This is a genomic window from Aquabacterium sp., from assembly GCF_021768455.1.
GTDB lineage: Bacteria > Pseudomonadota > Gammaproteobacteria > Burkholderiales > Burkholderiaceae_C > Aquabacterium.
The window spans coordinates 21,212-28,167 of sequence record NZ_JAIZVX010000038.1 but is presented as its reverse complement, the minus strand read 5'-3'; the positions used below and the strand labels follow the sequence as shown (position 1 = coordinate 28,167).

Annotated in this window: 4 protein-coding genes; 2 read left to right on the top strand and 2 right to left on the bottom strand. The window is 66.8% G+C overall.

The features are described 5' to 3' along the window. Positions 1-169: 169 nt before the first annotated feature. Complete coding sequence (locus tag QZ994_RS07365) at positions 170-3,700, bottom strand: DUF2126 domain-containing protein (RefSeq protein WP_290870360.1); 3,531 nt, start codon at positions 3,698-3,700, stop codon at positions 170-172. A gap of 119 nt (positions 3,701-3,819) precedes the next feature. Further along, the gene (gene fabR, locus QZ994_RS07360; RefSeq protein WP_290870357.1) at positions 3,820-4,497 is read right to left on the bottom strand and encodes an HTH-type transcriptional repressor FabR; all 678 of its coding nucleotides are present in this window, start codon (positions 4,495-4,497) and stop codon (positions 3,820-3,822) included. A 115-nt stretch (positions 4,498-4,612) separates the two neighbouring features. Between fabR and QZ994_RS07355 the strand changes: the two genes are divergently transcribed. Both QZ994_RS07355 and QZ994_RS07350 read left to right on the top strand, forming a co-directional pair. Further along, positions 4,613-5,743, top strand: coding sequence for a ferredoxin reductase (locus QZ994_RS07355; protein ID WP_290870354.1), 1,131 nt, complete (start codon positions 4,613-4,615; stop codon positions 5,741-5,743). A 17-nt stretch (positions 5,744-5,760) separates the two neighbouring features. Further along, positions 5,761-6,879 carry an acyl-CoA desaturase gene (locus QZ994_RS07350; RefSeq protein ID WP_290870351.1) on the top strand — a complete coding sequence of 373 codons (1,119 nt, stop codon included), beginning with the start codon at positions 5,761-5,763 and terminating at the stop codon, positions 6,877-6,879. Positions 6,880-6,956 lie beyond the last annotated feature (77 nt).

Below are 6,956 nucleotides of genomic sequence, written 5' to 3'. Positions count from 1 at the left end.
GTACTGCGGGGATTCTTCTTGTTAGAACCCCGATTCTCCTTGACACAAGCAAGACGCCGACCAAGGGTGCGCCCTGCCTCGCGTGCAGAACGCCCCCTTTCTCCGGGGTCAGGCCCCTGAAAACACCGCCCGGTTGGGCAGATGCTCAGGGTGCGCCCGAATCCGAAGCTCAGCCGCCCAGGCCGATCTTGGCCGTGCGCAGGTCGAGCGTGAGCGGGTGCTCGATGCCAGGCATCAGCGGCTTCAGGTTCATGGTGCCCGGGGTGTGCCCCATGCGGAAGAAGCGCGCCAATCGCCGGCTCTCGGCCTCGTAGGCGTTGATCGGGAAGGTGTCGTAGTTGCGGCCACCCGGGTGTGCCACGTGGTACTGGCATCCCCCCACCGAGCGCTTGAGCCAGGTGTCAACCACGTCGATGACCAGGGGGGCATCGGACGGGATCGTGGGATGCAGGCACGAAGGCGGCTGCCAGGCGCGGTAGCGCACACCGGCCACGTACTCGCCCACGCGGCCCGTGGGGTGCAGGGGCAGGATGTGGCCGTTGACCGTGACCACGTGGCGGTTGCCGTTCAGGCCGGTGGCGCGCACTTCCACGCGCTCCAGCGAGGAGTCGACGTAGCGCACGGTGCCACCCGGCGAGCCTTCTTCACCCATGACGTGCCAGGGCTCCAGCGCCTGGCGCAGCGTGATGCGGACGCCCGACGAGGCCACCTCGCCGATGTACGGGAAGCGGAACTCGAAGTGCGGCGCAAACCACTCGGCCTTGAAGTCGTAGCCGGCCATGTTGAGCTCGGCCAGCACGTCGGCGAAATCCTGCTCGACGAAGCTGGGCAGCAGGAAGCGATCGTGCAGCTCGGTGCCCCAGCGGGTGAGACGCTGTGCCCCATGCCCCTTGTAGGGCTCCTTCCAGAACCAGGCCACGAGCGAGCGCAGCAGCAGCTGCTGCACCAGGCTCATCTTCGAATGCGGCGGCATCTCGAAGGCGCGCAGCTCCAGCAGACCCAGGCGGCCGGTGGGGCCATCGGGCGAGTAGAGCTTGTCGATGCAGAACTCGCTGCGGTGGGTGTTGCCGGTGGCATCGATCAGCAGGTTGCGCAGGGTGCGGTCGATGATCCAAGGCGGGCACTGACCCCAGATTTCCATTTGCCGTTCGATCTCCCGCAGGCCGATCTCGACCTCGTAGACCTGGTCGGTGCGGGCCTCGTCAAGGCGCGGCGCCTGGCTGGTCGGGCCGATGAACAGGCCCGAGAACAGGAAGGACAAGGACGGGTGGTTGTGCCAGAAGGTCAGCAGGCTGGGGATGAGGTCCGGGCGACGCAGGAAGGGGCTGTCAGACGGCGTGGCCCCGCCCAGCACGAAGTGGTTGCCGCCGCCCGTGCCGGTGTGGCGGCCGTCGACCATGAACTTCTCGGTCGAGAGGCGGGTTTCGTGCGCGGCCTGGTAGAGGAACTCGGTGTGGTCGACCAGCTGCTCCCAGCTGGAAGCCGGGTGGATGTTGACCTCGATGACGCCGGGGTCGGGCGTGACTTGCAGCACCTTGAGGCGCGGGTCACGCGGGGGCGGGTAGCCCTCCAGCACGATGTGCATGCCCAGGTCGGCGGCCGTGGCCTCGACCGCGGTGAGCAGGTCGAGGTAGTCGTCGAGGTTGGTGAAGGGGGGCATGAAGACGTACATGACGCCACCGCCCTGCCCTTTGTCTTCCACCCGCGGGCCATTGGCGCGGTCGGGGTTGCGCACCTCGACGCACAGGGCCGTGCGCGTGATCCAGTAGGCCGACTCGAACCGGCTGGGCACGCGGTTGGTGTCCACGCTGCTGGACGAGGCCGAGGCCGGTCCCTTGCCGCCAGGCACCGCCGGGTTCGCACCCAGCTTGCCCCACTCGCCGTTCACGCCCGTGCCACCCAGACCTTCGAGCTTCTGCCCCTGACCCGAGACGGTGCCACCTTGGGCAAAACCGCCACCGATCTGGTGCTGGCCGTACTGCGCGCGCAGCTGGCTGGCATCGGCCAGAGGGGCCTTGGGGGCGAAGGGATCGTGCTCGTGGAGGTAGGGGTACTGGTCGGCGCTGACCCAGGGCAGGGAGTCCAGCGGCAGGCGGTAGCCCATGGGCGAGTCGCCGGGCACGAGGTACATGCGCTCGTCACGGAAGAACCAGGGGCCGGTGACCCACTTGGGGCCGTTGAGGCTCAGGCCATCGTTGCGCTTGATGGGCAGCACGTAACCCACCTCGTGCTCCAGGCCCTGCTTGAAGACGCGGCGCAGGCGCATGCGCTCCATCTCGTCGTCGAGCTTGGTGTCGAAGGGGTCGACGTTGACGGGCAGGCGGCGTTCGCGCCACAGGTAGTACCAGGTGTCCTCGAACCCCGGCAGGGTGTGCTCGGTGGTCACGCCCAGCTTGGTGGCCAGGGTGTCGATGAAGAGCTTGGCGTCCTCGCTGGTGTAGCGCACGGAGTTGCGCTCGTCGGCAAAGAGGCTGGGGTCCTGCCAGCAGGGCTTGCCGTCGGCGCGCCAGAAGATGGACAGCGCCCAGCGCGGCAACTGCTCGCCGGGGTACCACTTGCCCTGGCCGAAGTGCAGGAAGCCGCCCTCGCCATAACGGGCGCGCAGCTTGTGGACCAGTTCGGTGGCCAGACCACGTTTGGTGGGGCCAAGGGCGTCGGTGTTCCACTCGGCGCCATCGCGGTCGTCGACCGAGACGAAGGTGGGCTCGCCACCCATGGTCAGGCGCACATCGCCCTGGGTGAGCTGGCCGTCGACCACGCTGCCGAGGGCATCGATGTCGGCCCATTGGGCATCGGTGTAAGGCTTGGTGACGCGGGGCGATTCGTAGATGCGCGTGACGCTCATCTCGTGATGGAACTCGACCTCGCACTTGTCGACCGCGCCCGACACCGGGGCGGCCCCCGAAGGCTCGGGCGTGCAGGCCACGGGGATGTGCCCTTCGCCAGCCATCAGGCCCGAGGTGGGGTCCAGGCCGATCCAGCCGGCGCCCGGCAGGAAGACCTCGCACCAGGCGTGCAGGTCGGTGAAGTCGACTTCGGTGCCCGAAGGGCCGTCGAGCGAGGCCACGTCGGCCTTGAGCTGGATGAGGTAGCCCGAGACAAAGCGTGCGGCCAGGCCCAGGTGGCGCAGGGCCTGCACCAGCAGCCAGCCGGTGTCACGGCAGGAACCGGACTTGAGCGTGAGCGTCTGCTCCGGCGTCTGCACACCGGGCTCCATGCGGATGGTGTAGCGGATGTCGCGCTGCAGGCGCTGGTTCAGGCCGACCAGGAAATCGATGGTGCGCACCTCGGTGCGGTCGATGCTGTCGACGAAGGCCTTGAACGCAGGGGTGAGCTCGCTCTTGACCAGGTAGGGCGCGAGGTCGCGGGCGGCTTCGGTCTCGTAGGCGAAGGGGTAGGTCTCGGCCTCAGGCTCCAGGAAGAAGTCGAAGGGGTTGTAGACCGCCATCTCGGCAACGAGGTCGACCGTGACCTTGAACTCCTGCGTCTTCTCGGGGAAGACCAGGCGGGCCATGTGGTTCGAGAACGGATCCTGTTGCCAGTTGATGAAGTGGCTGCTGGGCTCGACCTTCAGCGAATACGAGAGGATGCGCGTGCGGCAGTGCGGCGCCGGGCGCAGGCGCACGATCTGGGGCGCCAGGTTGACCAGGCGGTCGTAGCTGTAATGGGTGACGTGATTCAGGGCAACGTGGATGGACACACGACTCTCCGGGGTGAATGCCGCGCCAGTGTGCAGGCGCTTTCATGACACCAGCAAGATGTGGGCCACCAACTTGGTGCACGGGCCTGCCATTCGGCATCCGCGCCACACCGATGGGCTCAGGCGCCGGGTTTGCCCTGCGCGGCCATGGTCTGCGTGCCGGTGATGATCATCCGCACCATCACGATCACCTGCTGGGTGAACTCGGGCAGCTTCTCGGGCGGCAGGTCCATTGCCGAGGCACCCATGGCGAACACCAGGCGCGTGATGGCCTTGGCCGTGAGAGCCGGCTCGTGCAGGCCGGTGCGCCCGGCGCGCGCCAGGCGGATGAGGTCGAGGCGCAGCTCTTCTTCAAAGAAATTGAGCTGGCGGTCGACGGCCTGCTTGAAGGCGTCGGAGCCCACCGTGCCTTCGCGCAGCAGGATGTGCAGCAGCTTGTCATCGGCCTGGAGCTGCTCCATGAAGGCCTCGACCGAGCTGTTGACCACGCTTTGCTCGGCCCTGGCTCGCTTGCGCGCCCGCCCGATGATCTGGCGCAGCGAGGCGCCGGCCATGTCGATCAGGGTGACGGCGAGTTCGTCGATGTCGCGGAACTGGCGGTAGAAGCTGTTGGGCGCGATGCCCGCTTCACGCGCCACCTCGCGCAGGCTCAGGCTGGAGACGCTGCGGTGCGGCCCCAGCAGCTTGAGGGCCGCCGCGATGATGTCGTCCCGCGAGATCACGGCCTTGCGCCCAGGCCCCGACACGGCAGGCGGTACAGGCAGATCGTTCAGGGCAGCAGGGACGTTCAGTGACATTTTGATGGCGCTCAATGGTTGACCATCATATCCGTCGGCAATTAATGCACAACTGTATAGACAAACGTACTCGCTTGCGTATACTCCGCGGCAGTCTCTCAAACGGAGCCTCGTTTTGCCTTCTTTGTCTTCCAGCACCCGCCGCACACGCCCCGCAGGCAGCGCCCTGGGTCGCCTCGTCGAGCCCCTGGTCCAACCCGGCATCTTCGATTTCTGGGTCGGCCACCTGAACCCGGCCTGGTCCTGGGAACGCCCGCTGGCCCGCGTGGTCGAGCGCCGCGTGGAAGCGGCCGACACGGTCACCCTGGTGCTCAAGCCCAACCGCCATTGCGGCAGCTTCAAGCCAGGCCAGCACGTCAACCTGAGCGCCGAGGTCAACGGTCGCCGCGTGACCCGCAGCTACAGCTACACCGGCACGCCGCAAACCAAGGGGCCGAACAAGGGCCTCCTGAGTTTCACCATCAAGCGCACCGAAGGCGGCCGCCTGAGCACCCACCTCTGCCGCGACCTGCGCGAAGGCGATGTGCTGGAACTGGGCGAGGCCTTTGGCGAGATGACCCTGCCCGCGCAGCCGCAAGGCCAATGGCTCTTCCTGGCCGCTGGCAGCGGCATCACCCCGCTGATGAGCCTGACCCGCGCCCTGGTGGCGCAGCAGATGCCGGTCGACCTGACACTCATCTACTGGGCCAAAACCCGCGCCGAACTCTGCTTCCTGCTGGAACTGCGCCAGCTGGCCGCGAACCAGCCCCGCTTCAAGCTGCACACCGTGCTGACCCACGAAGCGCAGCTGCTGGCAGGCGAACACCGCGGCTTCATCAGCGCCGAGCAACTGCAGGAGCTGGTGGGCGACCTCTCGGCACGGCAGGTCTACGCCTGCGGCCCGGGCGGCTTTGTGGACACGGCGCGCGAACTGACCGCCGGCATCGCCCGCAGCTTCATGGCCGAAGGCTTCACACCCTCGGCCCCCGCGGTCGACCCGTCCGAGCTGAAGGACGTGCGGGTGACACTGTTGAAATCGGGGCGCGAACTGACCGTCTCGAACGGCACGTCGCTCCTCGACGCCCTGGAAGCCCAGGGCCTGAACCCGAAGTCGGGTTGCCGCATGGGCATCTGCCACAGCTGTGTGTGCACCAAGCACAGCGGCACCGTGCAGGACATGCACACCAAAGACATCGACGCCGAAGGTGACACACCGGTTCGCATCTGCGTGAGCCGCGCCACCACCGACGTCAGCCTGGACCTCTGAGAAGCGAGATCACTGCCATGAGCACATCCCTGCACCGCACCCTGACTGGCGACGAACTGGAGCGCTTCGGCGCCGAGATCGACGCCCTGCGCGCCCGCACCGTCGCCGACCTCGGCGCCCGCGACGTGCGCTACATCCGCAACATCTACAAGGCCGTCCGCTACAGCGAAGCCCTGGGCCGCATCGTGCTGATGGCGGCCTTCTTCCTGCCCGAAGCGCTGTTCTGGCCTGCAGCCATCGGCGGCGCCTTCATCCTGGGCCTGTCGAAGATCCTGGACAACATGGAGCTGGGCCACAACGTGATCCACGGCCAGTTCGACTGGGTGGGCGACCCGCACCTGCAGGGCAAGACCTTCGAGTGGGACATTGCCGGCACCAGCGAAAACTGGCGCAAGACCCACAACTTCCGCCACCACACCTACACCAACGTCCACGGCATGGACGACGACATCGGCTACGGCGTGCTGCGCCTCTTCCCCGAGCAGAAGTGGCACCCCGCCCGCCTGGGCCAGCCGCTGTACGCCCTGATCTTCGCCCTCCTCTTCGAGTGGGGCGTGGCCATCCAGGACCTGCGCCTGGGCCGCTGGTTCTCGGGCCGCGTCACCAACAAGCAGATGGCCGAGCAGTTTCGCCCCGTTGGCAAGAAGATGCGCCGCCAGATCATCAAGGATTACGTGATCTTCCCGATCCTGGGTGGCCCGGCCTTCCTGACCGTGCTGCTGGGCAACCTGGCTGCCAACGTGATGCGCAGCATCTGGACCTACACCGTGATCTTCTGCGGCCACTTCACCACCGATGTGGAAACCTTCCCCAAGAGCGTGCTGAAGAACGAGACCCGTGCCCACTGGTACCTGCGCCAGGTGCGTGGCTCGTCCAACCTCTCGGGCGGCTTCCTGCTCAACGTGATGACGGGCAACCTGAGCCACCAGATCGAGCACCACCTCTTCCCTGACGTGCCCGCCAACCGCTACGCCGAGATGGCCGTGCAGATCCGCGAAATTTGCGCCCGCTACGGCCAGCACTACAACACCGGCTCGATGACCAAACAGTTCAGCCAGGTGCTGTGGCGCATCCTGCGTCACTCTTTCCCGAGCACGCCCGCCCGGTTGCGACCGAGCCTGCAGCAGGCCAAGTAAGCTGGACGGACAGCAACAGCCCACCAGAGCCCGCCACCCGGCGGGCTTTTTCTTGTTTGCGCCAAAGAAGCCACAGC